14 protein-coding genes are annotated in these 19,368 nt (G+C 54.9%); 4 read left to right on the plus strand and 10 right to left on the minus strand.

Translation table 11 applies throughout. From position 1 onward, the window contains the following. Positions 1 to 174: 174 nt before the first annotated feature. The 8 genes from ABNF92_RS06870 to ABNF92_RS06905 all read right to left on the minus strand — a co-directional run bounded on the left by ABNF92_RS06870 (position 175) and on the right by ABNF92_RS06905 (position 8,498). Positions 175 to 1,731 carry an AAA family ATPase gene (locus tag ABNF92_RS06870; protein WP_349343795.1) on the minus strand — a complete coding sequence of 519 codons (1,557 nt, stop codon included), beginning with the start codon at positions 1,729 to 1,731 and terminating at the stop codon, positions 175 to 177. Positions 1,732 to 1,786: 55 nt separating this feature from the next. Further along, complete coding sequence (aroB, locus tag ABNF92_RS06875; RefSeq protein ID WP_349343796.1) at positions 1,787 to 2,881, minus strand: 3-dehydroquinate synthase; 1,095 nt, start codon at positions 2,879 to 2,881, stop codon at positions 1,787 to 1,789. After that, entirely contained in the window at positions 2,874 to 3,440 is a 567-nt protein-coding gene (aroK, locus tag ABNF92_RS06880) for a shikimate kinase AroK (RefSeq protein ID WP_222466555.1), read from the minus strand. Before aroK ends, aroB begins: the two co-directional genes overlap by 8 nt. 136 nt (positions 3,441 to 3,576) lie before the next feature. After that, positions 3,577 to 5,646 (minus strand): type IV pilus secretin PilQ, encoded by a 2,070-nt coding sequence (gene pilQ, locus ABNF92_RS06885; protein WP_349344067.1) that lies wholly within the window; start codon positions 5,644 to 5,646, stop codon positions 3,577 to 3,579. 65 nt (positions 5,647 to 5,711) lie between these two features. Beyond that, entirely contained in the window at positions 5,712 to 6,260 is a 549-nt protein-coding gene (locus ABNF92_RS06890; RefSeq protein ID WP_349343797.1) for a pilus assembly protein PilP, read from the minus strand. Positions 6,261 to 6,262: 2 nt separating this feature from the next. Continuing rightward, entirely contained in the window at positions 6,263 to 6,874 is a 612-nt protein-coding gene (locus tag ABNF92_RS06895) for a type 4a pilus biogenesis protein PilO (RefSeq protein WP_349343798.1), read from the minus strand. Next, a complete protein-coding gene (locus ABNF92_RS06900) occupies positions 6,874 to 7,437 on the minus strand; it encodes a PilN domain-containing protein (protein ID WP_349343799.1) in 564 nt (187 codons plus the stop codon). The genes ABNF92_RS06895 and ABNF92_RS06900 overlap by 1 nt, the downstream gene beginning before the upstream one ends. Next, complete coding sequence (locus ABNF92_RS06905; protein ID WP_349343800.1) at positions 7,437 to 8,498, minus strand: pilus assembly protein PilM; 1,062 nt, start codon at positions 8,496 to 8,498, stop codon at positions 7,437 to 7,439. The genes ABNF92_RS06900 and ABNF92_RS06905 overlap by 1 nt, the downstream gene beginning before the upstream one ends. 195 nt (positions 8,499 to 8,693) lie before the next feature. On the opposite strand from ABNF92_RS06905, the gene ABNF92_RS06910 reads away from it, so the two are divergent. Then, positions 8,694 to 11,222 carry a penicillin-binding protein 1A gene (locus tag ABNF92_RS06910; protein WP_349343801.1) on the plus strand — a complete coding sequence of 843 codons (2,529 nt, stop codon included), beginning with the start codon at positions 8,694 to 8,696 and terminating at the stop codon, positions 11,220 to 11,222. Positions 11,223 to 11,289: 67 nt separating this feature from the next. Here ABNF92_RS06910 and ABNF92_RS06915 read toward each other — a convergent pair whose 3' ends face one another. Together ABNF92_RS06915 and rpmE are read right to left on the minus strand one after the other, a co-directional pair. Next, on the minus strand, positions 11,290 to 12,555 hold the full coding sequence (locus ABNF92_RS06915) for a malic enzyme-like NAD(P)-binding protein (RefSeq protein WP_349343802.1): 1,266 nt from the start codon (positions 12,553 to 12,555) through the stop codon (positions 11,290 to 11,292). Positions 12,556 to 12,783: 228 nt separating this feature from the next. Further along, the gene (gene rpmE, locus ABNF92_RS06920) at positions 12,784 to 13,005 is read right to left on the minus strand and encodes a 50S ribosomal protein L31 (RefSeq protein WP_064230272.1); all 222 of its coding nucleotides are present in this window, start codon (positions 13,003 to 13,005) and stop codon (positions 12,784 to 12,786) included. A 263-nt stretch (positions 13,006 to 13,268) separates the two neighbouring features. Between rpmE and ABNF92_RS06925 the strand changes: the two genes are divergently transcribed. The 3 genes from ABNF92_RS06925 (at position 13,269) to argS (ending at position 19,365) form a co-directional block, all read left to right on the plus strand. Beyond that, a complete protein-coding gene (locus ABNF92_RS06925) occupies positions 13,269 to 15,443 on the plus strand; it encodes a primosomal protein N' (protein WP_349343803.1) in 2,175 nt (724 codons plus the stop codon). Between the two features lie 213 nt (positions 15,444 to 15,656). Next, the gene (locus ABNF92_RS06930; protein ID WP_349343804.1) at positions 15,657 to 17,537 is read left to right on the plus strand and encodes an Ig-like domain-containing protein; all 1,881 of its coding nucleotides are present in this window, start codon (positions 15,657 to 15,659) and stop codon (positions 17,535 to 17,537) included. A gap of 142 nt (positions 17,538 to 17,679) precedes the next feature. Further along, a complete protein-coding gene (argS, locus tag ABNF92_RS06935) occupies positions 17,680 to 19,365 on the plus strand; it encodes an arginine--tRNA ligase (protein WP_349343805.1) in 1,686 nt (561 codons plus the stop codon). Positions 19,366 to 19,368: the final 3 nt, after the last annotated feature.

Raw genomic sequence — 19,368 nt, forward strand, 5'->3', positions numbered from 1 at the left:
GTTAATTGGCGCACAGCCATACAACCACCCTTTGACACTGAAAATGGGGGCTGGCTATTTTACACACGTAGAAATACGTACTCAAATCGGCGTGAAGTTATTGTGGGAAGCCGAAACCGGAATTACCAATCGACAAGGTTACGGAACAACAAGTTAGCGCCGAAAATAACGGCGCTATAAATTGTCGACTGGACGCACCCAGGGCGACCGGGAAGCCAGCTCTTCCGGCAAACCAGATGCTGCGGCGTTCGCCGCCTCCCGGGTAGGGAATTCACCATAGAATACCATAAACCATGGCTGGCCCTGCCTTTCCCCTCGGGTATACACCAGATCACCAAGCTCTGAATAGCGGGATATGACATTTAATGCGGTCTGCTCCAGGTTGCCGGCAACCAGCTGTATGGTCCAGCCTCCTCGCGCCCGAATTCTATCGATGGCTGCAAAATACTGCGGATCGGCAGGTATGAACTCCGGCGCGGCTTCTGGCTCTGGCTCTGGCTCTGGCTCTGGCTCTGGCTCTGGCTCTGGCTCTGGCTCTGGCTCTGGCTCTGGCTCTGGCTCTGGCTCTGGCTCTGGCTCTGGCTCTGGCTCTGGCTCTGGCTCTGGCTCTGGCTCTGGCTCTGGCTCTGGCTCTGGCTCTGGCTCTGGCTCTGGCTCTGGCTCTGGCTCTGGCTCTGGCTCTGGCTCTGGCTGTACAGGGTCGGGCTCGGTTACCGGCCCTGTCAACAGGGGCTCCGCCGCCACGAGTGGCTCATCGGAGACGGGCTCGGATTCCGCCGTTTCCGGGCCAATGGTAATGCTCTTTCGCACCGGCTCCGGCGCCTTCACGACCTCCACCGCAACTGACTCATCGTACTGACGCGACACGAACCACCACGAGCCCGCGAGCAGAACCAGAGCGAACCCCGGCCAGAGAAGGTTTTTCCAGGGCAATGCCCGAGAGCGAGCACTGCTTGGCGCTGATACCATATCCAACCAGACGCCTGGCGTTACCCGCTTAAGCCTCGAAAAACTACCCTGGCTCAAGGCATGAATTTTAGAAACCCGCGCCGGACTGAGAAGCTCGGCTGTCTTACCACCAGCTGCATGAACTCTTGGCTCAAGGTAAGCCACAATTTCGTCTTTTGTCAGCGGGCGGAGATGAATCTGGTGCACGCTGGTGCTTGAATTATCCAGGCCCAGCATCTGCACCAGGTTATCGGTACCGGCAAACACCGGAACCGCAGAAGACCCGCGTTCTGAAGCCAGATAAGCAGACAAAATCAGTCTGAGCAACTCCGTCGGCGCTCTATCCGCATCGTCAATCAAAAGGACCATGCGCTGCCCCTTGCGAACCCTGGACTCCGACCATCTGAAGAACTGATAAACCAGGTCTCGCGGGCTGTCTTCCTGGCCGAGACTGGAGCGGGCGACGGCTTTCAGGTCCCGGGCAAGCGCCTGGGCGCTGGTCAACGCTGCAGCCGGTATCCGGTGAAAATCAAGCCTGGACGACTCGCTGCGGACCAGCTCCGCCAATATCCGGGTTTTGCCCGCACCCGCAGCACCGGTCAACAGCAGAGCCATATCACCAAAGCCGCAAAGATGGCGCAATGCCTCCAGGGCGTGATGACGCATGGCGTCCGGGAAAAACGGTGTTTCCATCTCCAGGGGGTTGGCACGGAGGCTGTAGCGTTGTTGTAGCCTGGGGAAAAGGCCGCCGCCATCAAGACTGTTCAAGCTTTCTTCAGTCACGGGTCTTCCTTGGTCGCTGGTCCGTTACCAAATCATTGAAGCCTTCGGGCCGACATCATGTAGAACTGCAAAAACGGGCAAACGTGAGTGCCAGGTTTTCAGGCTTTGCCTGGGATGTGACGACTGCATCGCCAATTGAACGAAGCAGGACGAGCCTGAGCAGGCCATCCACGTTTTTCTTGTCAACAGCCATCAAGCTCATAAAGTCGTCTGCGGTCATTCCGACCGGAGGTTTATCCGGCAATCCGGCCCGCAGGATAAGTCGGTTAATCCGGACGCAATCCTCACGGCTGATCATACCTTCAAGCGTAGACAGTTCGGCGGCCATGAGCATGCCCGTGCCTACCGCCTCTCCGTGGAGCCAGTTGCCGTAGCCTGCAAAGGTCTCTATCGCATGTCCGAAGGTGTGACCAAGGTTCAGTATCGCCCTCAGACCTCCTTCGCGCTCGTCCAGAGCTACAACCTCGGCCTTGCAAGCACAGGAGCGGAAGATAGCTTCTGCCAGTGCCTCCGGATCAAGGCTGACCAGAGAATCCATGTGATCTTCAAGCCAGGCAAGAAAGCCGTCATCACGAATCAGCCCATATTTGATTACTTCTGCGAGGCCCGCTGACACTTCCCGGGGAGGCAGAGTCTGCAGGCTTGCGGTGTCTATCAACACGGCTTGCGGCTGATGAAAAGCACCAATCATGTTCTTGCCAAGGGGGTGGTTGATACCGGTTTTACCACCAACAGAAGAATCTACCTGGGAAAGTAGAGTGGTTGGAATCTGGATGAATGGAACACCACGCTGATAGCAGGCTGCGGCAAAACCGGCCATATCACCAACGACGCCTCCACCAAGCGCAACCAGAGTGGTTTTCCGGGTATGCCGCTGTTCAAGGAGACCATCGAAGATCATATTGAGGGTCTGCCAGTCTTTGAACTTCTCGCCATCGGGAAGCACGACGGTATCGACCCGTTTCCCGGGAAAACAGGCTTTCGCCCGATCAAGATAAAGCGGTGCAACCGTCTCGTTGGTAACGATCATGACCTGCGCACCGGAAACGTAGGATGACAGATCCTGAGTACCGAGAAGGTCCTGGCCGATAAAAATGGGATAGCTGCGCTCACCGAGCTCCACCGAGAGTTCGCGATACCGATTAGACATGATTGCGACCTTCCTTCCTGACCTGCCTTTTATGACGGGGTGTTTTCGGGTTCAGCCGGTTAACCAACTGGCGAACGACCAGCCTTGGGCTCTTCCTGTCCGTGAACATGATAATGTCTGCCAGACTGGAATACAGGGGATCCCGGATCGAGAACAGGTTCCGCAGAACCGCCTCCGGGTTATCATTCTGGAGCAAAGGCCGGTTTCGGTCCTTGCGTGTTCGCTCCACCTGCTGCTCTATCGAGGTTTTCAGATAGATCACCGTCGCATCCCTTTTCAAGATAGGATGGTTTTCCTCGCGCATGACCGCGCCGCCGCCCGTTGCCAGCACGGTATGATCCTCGTGCGACAACTCGTCCAGCATGGCCGTCTCCCGCAAACGGAAGCCATCTTCCCCCTCAACGTCGAAAATCCACGGGATATTGGCCCCGCATCGCTCTTCAATGATGCGATCAGAATCGAGAAAACGATAGCCGAGCTCTTTGGCGAGCATCCGGCCAATCGTGCTTTTCCCTGCTCCCATTGGGCCAACCAGGACAACGCGTTTCGGCAAAGACATAACTTCCGCTCAGTTTTGTTCAGGCGGGTGAGAATATCACAGGCCCCGGGATTGCATAAGTTCAGGACCGCCCCCGAGACTGTTTCAGGCACAAAAAAGCCGCCGGTTTTAAGCGGCGGCTTTTGAACTTTAACGATTAACGAAGCAGATCGTTCTTGATGATCTTCGGCGTAATGAAGATCAGCAGCTCGCTGCGCTCATCAAGGTGCTCTGTCCTTTTAAAGATACGACCAAGATAAGGAATATCTCCAAGGAAGGGCGTCTTGGTAGTCTGCGTCGCGACCTCCGACTGGAAAATACCTCCCAGAACTACTGTTTCACCATTGCCCACCAAGACTTGTGTCGTAACAGAGTTCGTATTGATGGACGGAATACCAGCCGTCACTTCGCCTCTTGAATCCTGATTTACCACGAGATCCATAATGATCTTGTCGTCTGGCGTGATCTGGGGCGTTACCTCCAATGAAAGAACGGCTTCCTTGAACTCGATGTTGGTCGCCCCACTCGAGGTAGCCTCCTGATAAGGAATTTCTTCACCCGATTTTATGGAAGCTGTTTGACGGTCAGCCGTAACCACTCTTGGCTGAGATACCACTTCCGCCTGACCATCACTTTCCAATGCGGACAACTCCAGATCAACCAGGAAGTTATCGCTGCCCCATCCTATCGCAAAGGAAGACGTACCTTCGCCACTCACACCGAGATCCACCGCAAGTGCCCCAGGGAATGTTATCGTGTTGTTGTTTCCGCTGGCAGCCTGCCGAGCTTCTTCTACTGCACTTTGAGAACCACCAACAGTAAACACGTTATCCCCACTCACATCGTACGCAGCGCCTCCCCAGCGAACACCGAGGTTTTCGGCCACATTAGTCTGGGCCCGAACAATACGCGCTTCAATAGACACTTGGCGCACGGGAACATCCCAAGTCGATACCAGCCTGCGAATTTCCTCAAGTTTTTCCGCTGTCTCCCGAACACTGATCGTGTTCGTCCTGACGTCCGAGGATACAAAGCCGCGATCTGAAATCAGCTCTTCGTCTTCCTTGATCAAGGCGACAATGTCCGCGGCCTTGGCATAGTTCACCTGAACGATGTCCAAACGAACAGGCGCAAGTTCTGCAATTTGCTTGCTGGTTTCGAGCTCCAACTTCTCCCGTGCAGCAATCTCGTCCGCAGGAGCTACCAGCAACACATTACCAATCTGACGCTTATCAAGCCCTTTGGTTTTGAGGATCAGATCCAGCGCTTGGTCCCAGGGTACGTTCTGAAGGCGCAGGGTAATGCTACCGCCTACAGTATCACTTGCCACCAGGTTCAATCCGGTGAAATCGGCAATCAACTGAAGGACCGAGCGAACCTCAATATCCTGAAAGTTAAGGGACAGCTTGTCACCGGTATACGGGAACTTCTCTTCCCGACGAGATTCCGCCTCTTCCTGGCTAAGCTCCTCAACACTCACGGTGAACTGGCTGCCAGACTGGTATGCAATGTAGTCGTAATTTCCCTCTGGGGTAATCTCGACCACAGCATTGCCACCTTCTACAAAGGTATCAATACGGGTAACGGGTGTTGCGAAGTCTGTGACGTCGAGTCGGCGCCGAAGGTCCGCAGGAACGTTAATACCATCCATCGTCAGACGGATCTTGCCGGCACGCTCAGTCAGGCCCACTGGCGTGCTGGAGCTGCCCAGGTCAACCAGAACACGGCCTTCACCATCCTTGCCACGACGAAAGTCCACCCCGGCCAGAGAGTCAGAAGACATTGCTTCCGCCGTCGAGCTGCTTCGAGGCTCACTGGTGGACGAGCTTGCTACCATGCCGACTTGGGCCTGTCCGCCGATCGTCATGACCAGAGAATTCCCCGCACGAACCGTCTCATAGGGCACAAGCTCTACCAGGTTAAAAATCAACCGCGTCCGATCCTTGGTTTCCACAACTGTCATGCTCTGGGCGTTGCCCGAACCAAGAGGCACGCTTCGGCTATTAAGGCCGCTGGTTGTGTCCCGCAGGTCAACTGCAATTCGAGCGGGACGCTCTATGGTATACCCGGATGGTTCCGGCGGCGCCCCATCAAACTTCAGTGTGACTTCAAGCCGCTCCCCCGGTAGCGACGAAAACGACACGTCTTCCAGCGTGACCGCGTTGGCCAGGCCGGATAACAACCCAAAAGCAATCACGCTGACGTATACATTGAGTTTTCTGAACATCGCTAGCCTCGACCCTAAACTTTTTTGTACGTGCATGTTTCTTTCAACTTTCATCCAGCCGCTCCTTAGCCTGCGCCCTCATCCAGGGTCAGGGAGCGAGGACGCTCAACCCAGCCACCCCGGCCATTGGGAACGATTTCAATTAGCTCAATTCGGGTTTCACTGACGCCCACAATGCGGCCGTAGTTTTGACCCATGTAATTTCCGGTACGGACTCTATGAATGCCCCCAGTATCGTCTTCAATCAGGGCGAACAGGTTACCTGATGCGCCCTGAAGGGTACCGACCATTTGAAGCGTCTTGAGATCAAAATTTTCAAGAACTTCCCTTGGCCGATCCAAATCAGGTTCGACATCACTTATCGGTTGCTCGTCCACCATAGTCAGCTGCACGTCGATAGGTGGCTCAAAAGGGGCCCGACGGTCAGCCGCGGAATAACTAAAGGCCTCGTAGGCTTTAAACTCTGGCAAAGGCTCCACATACCCTCTCGGTTTTGCACGAGTCTCGGCCATGAATTGATCAAGATCTGAGTATCCGCTGCCCTGGGAACAGGCTGTCAGGAGAGACACCAGACAAACTCCCAGCCAGGCCTGTACCGCATGCTTTCCTGTCATGCTCATTCTCCAGCCCGGTAGCGGTATGTACGAGCCACAACCTGCATATCAAGTCGTTCTCCGTCTCCGCCAGTTGGTTTTATGGTCAAGTCGTGCAGCGTCACAATCCGAGGCAGGCTCGCAACGCTGCTGACGAAAGAGGCAAGCTCATGATAGGAGCCAGAAACTCGTATATTGATTGGCAATTCGGAGTAGAAATCCCGGCGCTGCTCCGGCTGCAGTTTTACCTCTTGCAGCGCAAGCCCATTGCCCAAAGCCGTGTTTGTAATGTCTTCGAGCAATCCAGGCACCTCAGTTTCACTCGGGAGCTGCCTCACCAGTGCCCCAAAGGTTTCTTCCATTTCTGCCATCTGGGCCTTGAAAACCTCAAGATTAGCCACTTGGTAGGCTTTTTCTTCATACGTTTTGCGCAGCTCCTGCTCGGTACGCTCCACGCGCTCAAGCTGCGAATACTGGTCCTTGATAAAGAACCAGTAACCGCCACCACCGATGAGCCCGAATATGATCAGTATCACGATGGCCTTAACAGGTGCTGGCCAGATACCTGCGTTGTTAACGTCAAGGTCATTAATATCAAATTCATTAAGGCTTTTAAGAGAGTCCGCGAGGCTCATTACTCATCCTCCCCTTCGGGCTCGGGCGTTTTTTGTTTAACAGACAGGCTAAACTCACTGTAACCAGCCCTACGGCTATCAGCTGCGGATACGTTTGAGAGGTTAGGATCCGTGAACCAATCAGATTCCTCGAATTGACGCATCAGAGAAGAGATCCGGCTGTTGGACTCAGCCATGCCAACAATATCCAGCGAATCATCTATGCGCCTCAGGTCCATGTAAAATAGTCCATCGGGTAAAGTTCTCACTAACTCATCGAAGACTCGCACAATCACAGGGCGCTTACCCTGGAGGTCCTGAATCACCTGCATACGCGCAAGCAACTCGTCACGCTTACGCTTAAGATCCTCGATCTCTTTGATCTGTTCGTCGAGCTTCTTCGCAGCTGTTTCTATATACGCATTACGAGATTGCTGATAAGCGATCCTGCTATCCATATCAGAGTTCCAGAGGAACACCAGCCCGCCAGCAATAATTGCTGCACCAAGAATCATGACTACAAATTGCTTCTGCTTCTCAGCACGAAGTTCCTCGCGCCACGGTCGAAGGTTAATCTTTGCCATCAGTCAAAGCTCCTCATTGCCAAGCCGCAGGCAATCATTAACGATGGCGCATCATTACTCAGTGCCGATGCGTTGACCCTGGACCCTACAGCCATGTCCGCAAACGGGTTGGCAACCAGCGCCGGTGTACCTGTTTTCTCTTCAACCATCTCCGTCAGCCCCGGAATTGAGGCAGTTCCTCCAGCCAGAACCACATAATCAACAGTGTTGTACTGACTAGCACCAAAGAAGAACTGAAGTGCTCGAGCAACCTGTTGCACTACAGCTTCTCGAAAGGGAGTAAGCACTTCAGACTCGTAATCATCAGGCAATCCGCCCTGCTTTTTAGCAAGACCGGCCTCTTCGAGAGATAAGCCGTACCTGCGCTGAATTTCCTCGGTCAGCTGCTTTCCACCAAAAATCTGCTCGCGAGTATAGACAGTCTTTCCATCGGCCAGAACGCTCAATGTGGTCATTGTTGCACCGATGTCCACAATCGCCACCACCAGCTCTTCACCCTGCGAGTCCAATTGAGGCTCAATCAATGCATAGGCGCGTTCAAGGGCATAGGCCTCAACATCAACCACCTTGGTGGTGAGTGAAGCAATCTCGAGTGCATCTTCCCGAATGTCGACATTTTCCTTTCGGCATGCTGCCAGAAGCACATCTACCTGATCGGGATTACTTTCGGAAGGTCCCTGAACTTCGAAATCAATGGCCACTTCATCCAGCGGGTATGGAATATACTGATCGGCCTCGAGGGCAATCTGATCTTCCATCTCGAATTCGTTGAGGCCACCATCCATTTGGATGACCTTGGTGATTACCGCCGAACCTGATACCGCAACTGCTACCTGCTTTACGCCGGAACGGGACTTTGAAGCCACGCGCTTCATCACTTCGCCCACGGCTTCGACGTCGGTAATGTTCTTTTCCACCACGGCATTGGCCGGCAAAGGCTCAACCGCGTAGCTCTCGACCTTATACCGGTCGCCCTGCTTCGACAGCTCCAGAAGTTTGACCGAGCTGGAGCTTATATCCACGCCCAGCACTGCACTGGATTTCTTTCCTAATCCAAACACGCGCTCACCCTATACCTGGTTAGATGCACCCGGTTACGTAACTTATGTGTTTTTTATTTAAGAGAATTTCTTCACCATTCCGTCTACAATGCCTGTTCTTCTTTAATTGAGAACCATTGCGACGGTGAAGCGACTCTTCCTTCCTAAAGCAATTTCTCAAATGATAGACCTATATCCAACAGTTGTCAGAAAAAAATGTCTCATTTGTTGCGCACATCTCGCCTTTTTGCCTGGTTGTTTCTTACCGGACTGAGTGTCGCCGTTATCGTAACCTCAGGCTTTTATCTTTACCTTCGCCCTGGCCTTCCGCCGGTACATCAGCTTTTGGACATCAAGCTTCAGACGCCACTACGGGTCTATAGCAAAGACAACAGATTAATAGCAGAATTCGGTGAAAAGAGAAGGGCACCCATCACAATCGAACAGATCCCAACAATTCAGTTACAAGCCTTTATGGCCGCTGAAGACGCGCGTTTTTATGAGCACCTTGGGGTCGACATCAAAGGCCTGGCGCGGGCTGCCATCGAACTGGTCTCAACCGGCGAGATCCAGTCCGGGGGCAGCACCATCACAATGCAGGTTGCAAAAAATTACTTTTTGTCACGGGACAGAACCTTTATCCGGAAGTTCAACGAGATACTTCTGGCTCTTCAGATTGAACGTGAACTGGACAAAAACCGCATTCTCGAGCTCTACCTGAACAAGATCTATCTGGGCAATCGGGCCTATGGTATAGCTGCCGCTGCACAGGTTTATTACAACAAGCCGGTATCCGAACTGTCGCTGGCCCAGATGGCTATGCTGGCCGGCCTACCCAAGGCGCCCTCGGCTTTCAACCCGCTGGCCAATCCGGACCGTGCGATGATTCGCCGCAACTGGATCCTCGGGCGCATGAGAGATCTGGGATACATCGCTCCGGATGCCCATGAACTTGCCGTTTCGGCCCCCATCACCGCCAGCTATAACAGCACGGAAACGGAAGTCGACGCCGACTATGTTGCTGAAATGGCACGATCTGAAATGGTTCGGCGGTTTGGCGAAGACGCCTACACCGATGGCTATACCGTCACTCTGACGGTTGACGGCGAAAATCAACAGGTTGCCACCGAAGCGCTCAGGAACGGCCTGGAAGCCTATGATCGACGCCACGGTTTTCGCGGCCCCATCGGGCAGATCGACGAGGACACTCTCGCCACGAGCGAATTATCCGACGTCATCCTGAATTACCCCAGAGTCGAGTCCTTGCTGCCGGCAATCGTCGAGGAGGTTGACGACGAATCGGGCGAAGTACGTGTATACGCACGCGTTGTCGGCCCCGCCATTATGCCGTTCGAAACCATGACCTGGGCGAGGCGCTACAAAACCGAGAATCTGACCGGACCAGAACCCGAGAAACCTTCAGATGTTGTTTCGCCTGGCGACGTTGTCTATGTGCGCGCTCAGGAGCCAGTCCAGGCTTCCTCAGAAGCTGATGCCGACGAGAGCAGTCCGCAGGTTGACGATCCGGAGCAGCCGACTGCTGCGACCGTGGCACTTGCCCAGATCCCGAGGGTAGAAGGCGCACTGATTTCACTGGAAGCGAAAACCGGTGCTATACAGGCACTGGCAGGGGGCTACAGCTTCGGTCAAAGCAAATACAACCGGGCCATTCAGGCGCGCAGGCAGCCGGGCTCGACTTTCAAGCCGTTTCTCTACCTGAGCGCCCTTGAAAGCGGCATGACGCCGGCCACTATTTATAACGATGCGCCCATCGTGTTCGACGACTCCGAACTGGAGACCGCATGGCGGCCGCAGAACTCCTCCGGACAGTTTTATGGCCCGACCCGGCTTCGCGAAGCGCTCTATCGCTCACGAAACCTGGTTTCTATCAGGCTCCTGCGAGACTTGGGTATTGAAAAAACGCTCAATTATCTCGCACAACTGGAAATCCCTACCGAAAACATGCCCGACAACCTGTCATTGTCGCTCGGCAGCGGCCAGTTGACCCCAATGGAACTGGCCAGAGGCATGGCTGTAATTGCCAACGGCGGCTATGACGTCGAACCCTACCTGATCGAGACGATCAGCGACTTCAGCGGCGAGATCATCTACCAGGCTCCGAAAACCATCCTGTGCGATGAAAACTGCAATGAGGTTGCAGAACAAGCGATCCCGGAAACGGACGAAAGCGACGCAGCTACGCCGGCAAATGCATCGCAAGGCAACGAAGAGCCGCTTGAGGTTCGCGTGATGCCCAGACTGGCGGACGAGCGCGCCGTCTTCATTCTGCACTCAATGATGCAGGATGTTATTCGACGCGGTACTGGCAGGCGGGCGCTGGCCCTCGGCCGGGACGACATCGCTGGCAAGACCGGCACCACCAACGAGCAGAAGGATACCTGGTTCGCCGGCTTCAATCACGATATCGCCACGACAACCTGGGTTGGATTCGACCAGCCGGCACCGCTTGGCAGACGAGAATTTGGCGCCAGCACCGCGCTACCGATCTGGCTGGACTACATGGAAGTTGCACTCGAAGGGGCGCCCTCTTCCCTGATGCCCCGCCCGAACGGGATCGTGAATATCCGTATCAATCCCGAGACTGGGCAGCGCGCCAGACCTGGCGAGGACGGTGTCTTTGAGGTCTTCCGGGAAGAGGACGCACCACCGCCACTGACGTCAGACACCGACGGTGATCGGAACGGAGGTTCTGAGGAAGACGATCTGTCACGCAGAATCTTCTGATACGCGAAGCGGGCACAAAAAAACCGGCGGGATCACCGCCGGTTTTTCTATTATCCATAGGAACAGATCAGATAATGTCGTCCATGGATTTGAGCGGGTAGTGCGCAGGGTATGCATTGCGGGCAACCCCGGAATCTACAGCAGCGCGAGCAACGGCTGCGGGCACCACTTCAAGCAAGCGTACATCCATCGGCTTGGGAATGATGTACTCTTTTCCGAACTCAAAGCCATCCACGCCATAGGCCTCACAGATTTCCTGAGGCACCGGCTCTTTTGCCAGCTCACGAATCGCATTGACAGCCGCCACCTTCATCTCCTCATTGATGGCAGTTGCACGAACGTCCAACGCGCCACGGAAAATGAACGGGAAGCCCAATACGTTGTTAACCTGGTTCGGGTAATCGGACCGGCCTGTAGCCATGATCAGATCATCGCGGGTTGCCAGGCCAACTTCCGGACTGATTTCCGGATCGGGGTTGGAGCAGGCAAACACGATAGGCTTGGGAGCCATTTTCTTGAGCTGGTCGGCGGTCAGAAGATCCGGACCGGACAGGCCAAGGAATACATCAGCACCATCAATAGCGTCATCCAGAGTACGCCTGTCAGTGTCGTTGGCGAACATCGCCTTATACTGATTCAGATCATCACGACCAGAGTGGATCACACCCTTGCGGTCGAGCATAAAGATGTTCTCAGAGCGAATACCGCAGCTGATCAGCAGCTTCATGCAGGCAATAGCGGCGGCACCGGCACCCAGGCACACCACCTTCGCCTCTTCAATTTTTTTACCCTGCAGCTCAAGGGCATTGATCATGCCGGCTGCAGTTACGATAGCAGTACCATGTTGATCATCGTGGAAGATCGGCACGTTGCACTTCTCGATAAGCGCACGTTCAACCTCAAAACACTCAGGCGCCTTGATGTCTTCCAGATTGATGCCACCAAAGGTGTCTGCAATCCGCTCAACTGTTTCAATAAACGCCTGCGGGCTTTCGGAATTGACCTCGATATCGAAAACATCAATTCCGGCAAAGCGCTTGAACAGTACGCCCTTGCCTTCCATAACCGGCTTGCTTGCCAGCGGACCCAGGTTACCCAGACCAAGAATCGCAGAACCGTCGGAGATAACAGCCACCAGGTTGCCCTTGGCGGTGTATTTGTATGCGTTCTCCGGGTCCTTTGCGATCTCGCGGACCGGTTCGGCAACCCCGGGGCTATACGCCAGGGAAAGGTCGCGGGAAGTCTTGGTTGGCTTGGTGATTTCAACACTCAGCTTACCAGGCCGCGGCTTGGCGTGATATTCAAGGGCTGCTTCTTTCAGATCTTGAGACATTGCCACTGTTCCGTTTGTCACGTTTAAAGGTAATGAACCGCTGGAGCCAGGGAGCCTCCCCATCCAGCGGAGCGCGCCATTATGGCCCGCCAGACCCGAAACGACAAGTGGCCCATGAACATTTTGTGAACAGTCAATAGTGCTAATTGCGTATGTATACAATTAATACAGTATGATCTTCGAGCACAAAAAAAGCGCCCGAAGGCGCTTTTTTTACATCCAGTGCGATCAGTCTTTCTTGCCGCCGATGCGGCCACCGAAACGCTTCTGGAAACGGTCGATGCGACCACCGGTATCCATAACTTTCTGCTTGCCAGTATAGAACGGGTGGCACTGGGAACATACGTCCAGCTGCAGATCATGGGTGTAGGTAGAGCGAGTCTTGAACGTGTTACCGCAGGAACAGGTGGCGGTAATCTCTTCGTACTTGGGGTGGATACCTTCTTTCATGGTGAACCTCGTTAGGTCATGCCGCTACCTGATCGCGGGGCATCTTGATTACCCAGGCGCCAGGCACCGCACGTTTGAATCAATTGAGAAGACGGGGCACAATCATGCCCAGCCGGAAACAGACCGCGAATCTTACTTGCAATTAGTGTCGCAGGCAAGCACACCCTGACTTCCGGACCCGCCCATTCCGGATTTCGCGGCTGAGCGCCGACTGAAACAGGATAAGGAAAAACCGTGACACCTCTCATCCAGTGGAGCACTCAGTGCCATTGATTGCACGCATCGCCCTGAATCGTCCTCTGCGTCGACTCTTTGATTACATTATTCCAGAGGACCTTGAGTTGACGCCGGGCCAGAGAGTGCGAATCCCCTTTGGCCGACAGCAGGCAACGGGCCTGGTTGTAGAGGTGGGCGTTGAACCGCCCCCTGGCATAAAGCTCAAGCCGCTGTCCTCGGCTATGGAGGAGTGGCCGGCATTACCGCAAGAAACGTTCAAACTTCTCAGCTGGGCGAGCGGCTATTATCAGCACCCCTTGGGCGAATGCCTGTTCACCGCCCTGCCCCCCGCCCTCAGGCGGGGGCGAATCGCCGAAGAGAAAACGGAGCAGTGGTGGCATACACGTGACAATGCTGCGACCTTGCCTGCAAAAGCCCATAAACAGAAGGCGCTTTTCGATTGGCTACGCCAACACCCGAGGGGTGCCCCGACAAAGGATATCCTTCAGGCCGGTTTCGCCCGGGCGCAGCTCAATGCACTACGCGAGAAGCAGCTGATTGAGCCGATTTTGCCGCCCCGGCCGAATTCACTTGAAGAAGATTCTGAGCTTGATGCTCGAAAACCCGAACTGTCCGCGGCCCAGGCTTTAGCCGCAGAAGAGCTGGCTGTTCCCGATGAAGGGTTTGGCGTCTCACTCTTATACGGCATCACCGGCAGCGGAAAAACCGAGATCTACCTGCACTATTTAAAGGAACACCTCAACGTCCGGGACCAGGCCCTGGTGCTGGTTCCGGAGATCAACCTTACACCGCAAACGGTTGCTCGATTCCAACACTACTTCGGCAGCCGAATTGTCGTATGGCACTCGGCTCTCAACGACGGTGAGCGCCTGACAACCTGGCTGAAAGTCCGTAACGGTGAGCCGGTTATCCTTATAGGCACCCGATCGGCGGTTTTGCTGCCCTTTACTAATCTGCGCACAATCATTGTTGATGAGGAGCATGACAGTTCCTACAAACAGGGTGAAGGTTTCCGTTATTCCGGTCGCGACCTGGCAGTCTATCGAGCCCACCTGAACAACTGCCCCATCATCCTCGGATCGGCGACTCCGTCACTGGAATCCGTGCATAACGCGGAGCAGGCCAAATATCATCTGGTGAGGCTTGAAGAACGGGCCGGCAATGCGGCTCCACCCGACATCAGTCTACTGGACATTCGAAGCCGCCCCCTGGAGGGCGGCCTGTCCCGGCCCGCTCTGACCGCAATAGAGCAGACCCTTACAAAAGGCGAGCAGGCGCTGGTCTTTGTCAATCGACGGGGATTTGCCCCGGTGATGATGTGCTTCGACTGCGGCCACATGGTCGAGTGCCCCCGGTGCGATACCCGCCTGACCTACCACCGCCGGGACCGGGCCATGCGGTGCCACCACTGCGACTACCAAACGGCTGCCACAGAACACTGCCCGAAATGCCACAGAGATGCCTTCAAACCTGTCGGCCAGGGCACAGAAAGGACCGAAGACATACTCGCCAGCGCTTTCCCGGACACTCCTGTGGTACGGGTGGATCGCGACAGCACTCAGCGCAAAGGCAGCATTCAGGGCATTCTGAAGCAGGTGAACAGCGGTAAACCCTGTGTGCTCGTCGGTACCCAGATGCTGGCCAAAGGACACGACTTCCCGAACGTAACACTCGTGGTCGTGGTCAACGCCGACGGCGGACTTTTCAGCGTGGATTTTCGCGCACCCGAACAGCTTATTCAGACCCTTTTGCAAGTCAGCGGCCGCGCCGGCCGCGGCACAAAGCCCGGCAAAGTCCTGGTACAAACCTGCCACAGCGACCACCCCTTACTGCGGACGCTTTGCGAAGGCCGGTATCTCGATATCGCCGACCAACTCCTGAAAGAGCGGGAAGAAGGTCAGTTTCCGCCGTTCCGGGCTATGGCTATCTTCAGGGCAGAAGCCGATACCATGGAGAAGAGCCTTCAGGTACTGGACACAATAAAACCTCTCACCAACTCTGCAGACATCGAAACCTGGGGACCTCTGCCCGCCATGATTGCCCGGCGTGCCGACAAGCACCGGGCCCAGCTTGTCCTCAACGCCCGAAACAGGAAAAAGCTGAACCACTTGCTGAGCGGAATCTGCCAGGAGCTGGACCAGAGAAAGCTACCTGCCGGCACAAAATGGATGATTGATGTTGATCCGCAGGAAACCGGTTAAAGGAGTTCATGCCGCTCCCAGAAATGTGAGCTACTGCCACGAACATAAAATCGTTACAAAGTTTTTCACAAAATGGCGTAACCTTGAACGACGATAAATTTCGATGTGCTATGATTTCAGCGGACTAGCATTTTGTCTTATCAGGCTCCCTGAACTCTAAAGGGACTCGGGCGAGACCAAGATAAACGACACTTACGGAAAGTGGAGATAACAATGTCGGGGAAATTTGGCTTAACCATGGCAGCCAGCCTTCTGTCTCTTTTGCTCGTTGCCTGTGGCGGCGACAGCGGTTCCTCACCTCTTGCGGGACCCGGTAACAATAACGGTGGCGGAGATGATGACGGAGGACAGGTCACAGCCGGCTCGATCAATCTGCTTTCTGACTCTCCCCAGATTGGTACGGCTCCGAATTCAGAAGTAACAATCACTGCGAGCTTTCAGGATGATAAGGGTGTGCTATTACCTGACATACCTATATCTTTCTCAACCTCCGGCGCAGCACTCCAGGTTATTAACTCCTCCACGGATGAAAGCGGCAACGCTCAAGCAATCCTGAGAAATCCAAACGATCAACGTAATCGCAGTATCTCCGTGGCTGCCTCTGCGGGAGGGATGACAGAAACGATTACCATTGAAGCCACCGGAACCAGTATTTCCGTTTCAGGGCCAACCGCTGTATCGATTGGCGCAACAGGGCGCTATACTATCAGGCTGACTGACTCAGAAGGCAACGGAATCGCTGGCGAAGATATTAACATTGACAGTTCGGGCTCTAACCTCCTCGCTCTGGGCTCTCAAACCACCAGCAGCACAGGAACGGTAGACCTTGATTTTACCGGTAGAACAGGCGGCACTGACACGATTACTGTGTCCGCTTTTTCCGGAGTTAGCCGAGTCGAGACATCGATAGAGGTGACAGTGGACCCGGACTCCTTCGGCTTCAACTCTCCGGCTTCAAACACCGACGTTACGCTGAACAACAATCAAACCCTTCAGGTAGGGTTGAGCTCAAATGGCACTCCGATTGCCGGAGAGACCATCAGTTTCTCTGCCACGAAAGGCTCTCTCAGCGCCACGACAGCCGTCACAAATGGAAGCGGAAATGCAAGTGTATCGATTTCTTCCTCCACTGCAGGACCGTCTATCATTACAGCGACTACAGAAGAAGGCCTGTCAACCAATCTACAGATTAACTTTGTAGCGACCAACCCATCTAACATCGTCTTGCAGTCAAATGATGCCCAATTGAGGCCACAACAGGAAACCGAAGTAACTGCGACCCTCCGCGACGCGCAAGATAATGTGGTCAAAGGGCAGGTTGTCAACTTCAGAATTGATTCCGATGTAAGCAACGGTTCTCTGTTGCAGTCGCAGGCGACGACCGACTTCCTCGGGCGGGCCACGGTTACCTACAGGGCGGGAACCAGCGGAACAGGCGAGAACGGTGTGGTGATTGTAGCAACCACGTCAGCAGGCACCCAGCCAGAAGACACGTTGACTCTTACCGTCGGAGGGCAAGCATTACGAATCACCCTCGGCACTGGTAACGAAATCATTGAGAGTCAGGATGACACAATATATGAGCGCGAATGGGTTGCCTTTGTAACCGATGCGACGGGTGCGCCTGTATCCAACACCAATGTAGAGCTGAAATTACTCCCAACATCCTACGGTAAAGGAACCTTTATCCAGGTCGACACCGACGGAGATGGAGAACCCGATCAATGGGCGCCTAACCGAGTAGCTACGTGTGAATCCGAAGACCTGGATGGGGATGGCCTTAAAGACCCTGGTGAGGACTTCAACGGCGATGGCGACCTCGACCCGTCAAACGACGCAACTTTCGCTCCTGCGTCGCTAACAACGAACGAAAGCGGTTCTGCGAACTTCACGATTCGCTATCCGCAAAGCTCTTGTGCCTGGGTTGACTTCCGCCTGACTGCGACAGTCAGAGTCGCAGGATCAGAAAGTACGCGTACCGCCGATTTCACACTTTCCTGTTCGGCGGCTGACTTGAACAATCTGGAAGCGACTCCCCCGGGAGGAACTACCAGTCTGTATGGCATTCAGAGCAATTGCGCAAACCCTAACTAAGGAGACAGCCGAATAGGGGGGGCTGAGCTCCCCCCCCCCCTATTCTTCATTGAGAAGTCTCACACCTTTCGCGATAATACCTGCCTCCAGCATCCTATCGATGCATATCCCAATTCTCCTGTAAACCGAGTCATCTGACAGCATGAAAGAGACCGTTTCCGATCTGCTCCAGTCTGCACTGGCAGCACTCCAAGCCGATGGCACCCTGCCTGCGGACCAGCCCTTCACTCCACAGGTGGGCAATACCAAGGACAAGTCCCATGGCGACTATGCCTGCAATATTGCTCTGGTTGCCTCAAAAGCTGCCGGATGCCCGCCTCGCAAACTGGCGGAGGCGCTTGTTGAGAATTTGCCGCGGAGCAAGGCGGTGGAGAAAGTGGAGATTGCCGGGCCCGGTTTCATCAACTTCTTCATGAGCACAGCCAGTGCTTTTGAAGTGGTCAATACCATATTGGATGAAGGCGACCGTTTCGGCCGCAACAATCAGGGTCGGGGTGAGAAGGTTCAGGTGGAGTTTGTTTCCGCCAACCCCACCGGCCCCCTCCACGTTGGTCACGGCCGTGGCGCGGCGATTGGCGACTGCCTCTGCCGGCTGCTGGAAGCCAACGGGTACGATGTAACCCGGGAGTTCTATTACAACGACGCCGGCGCCCAGATTGATAACCTGGCGCTCTCTGTTCAGTCGCGGGTAAAAGGTCTGACGCCGGACGACGAGAGCTGGCCGGCGGATGGCTACCGGGGCGATTATATCGTTGATGTTGCCAAGGCCTACCTTGCGGGCGACACCGTTACCGCGGACGACCGGGAAGTAACCGCCAAGGCAGACCCGGAAGACCGCGATGCCATCCGCGAATTCGCCGTCGCCTACCTGCGCCGGGAGCAGGATTTGGATCTGAAAGCCTTTGGCGTTCAGTTTGATGTCTATTTCCTGGAATCCTCCCTGTATGAGGACGGCAAGGTTGAAGCCACGGTCAAGCGGCTGCAGGAAAACGGCTACACCTATGAGCAGGATGGTGCCATGTGGCTGAAAACCACCGAGTTCGGCGACGACAAGGACCGGGTCATGCGCAAGAAGGACGGTGGCTACACCTACTTCCTGCCGGATGTTGCCTATCACCTGGACAAGTGGCAACGGGGTTTTACCACCGTTATCAACGAACAGGGTGCCGATCACCACTCTACTGTTACCCGCGTTCGCGCCGGCTTGCAGGCGCTGAATGCCGGCATTCCGGAAGGCTGGCCGGACTACGTACTGCACCAGATGGTCATGGTGACCCGCTCAGGCCAGGAGGTAAAAATCTCCAAACGCGCTGGCAGTTACGTGACCGTCCGGGACCTGATTGATGAAGTTGGCCGCGATGCGACCCGGTTCTTCCTGGCCGCGCGTCGGGTGGATTCCCAGTTGACCTTCGATATCGATCTGGCTCGCTCCCAGACCAATGAAAACCCGGTTTATTACGTGCAGTATGCCCACGCGCGCATTTGCAGCGTGCTTCGAAAACTGGCTGAGGAAGGCGTGGAGCGTGGCCGCAACGAATGCATCGGTGACCTTTCTCTGTTAACCCTTGATGAGGAAAAGGACCTGGCCAACCAGTTGGCCAAGTATCCGGAACTCATTGCCAACTCCGTCGCGCAGCGTGAGCCGCACCACCTGACGCACTACCTGCGGGATCTGGCAGGCCAGTTCCACACCTATTACAACGCCCATAAGGTATTGATTGAAGATACCGCCATTCGTGATGCCAGGGTCAGCCTCTACCTTGCCATCCGGCAGGTCATCGCCAACGGTCTGGACCTGCTGGGCGTCAGCGCACCGGAAGAGATGTAAAAC

The sequence above is a fragment of the Marinobacter sp. MMG032 genome, from assembly GCF_040112695.1.
Taxonomy (GTDB): domain Bacteria; phylum Pseudomonadota; class Gammaproteobacteria; order Pseudomonadales; family Oleiphilaceae; genus Marinobacter; species Marinobacter salsuginis.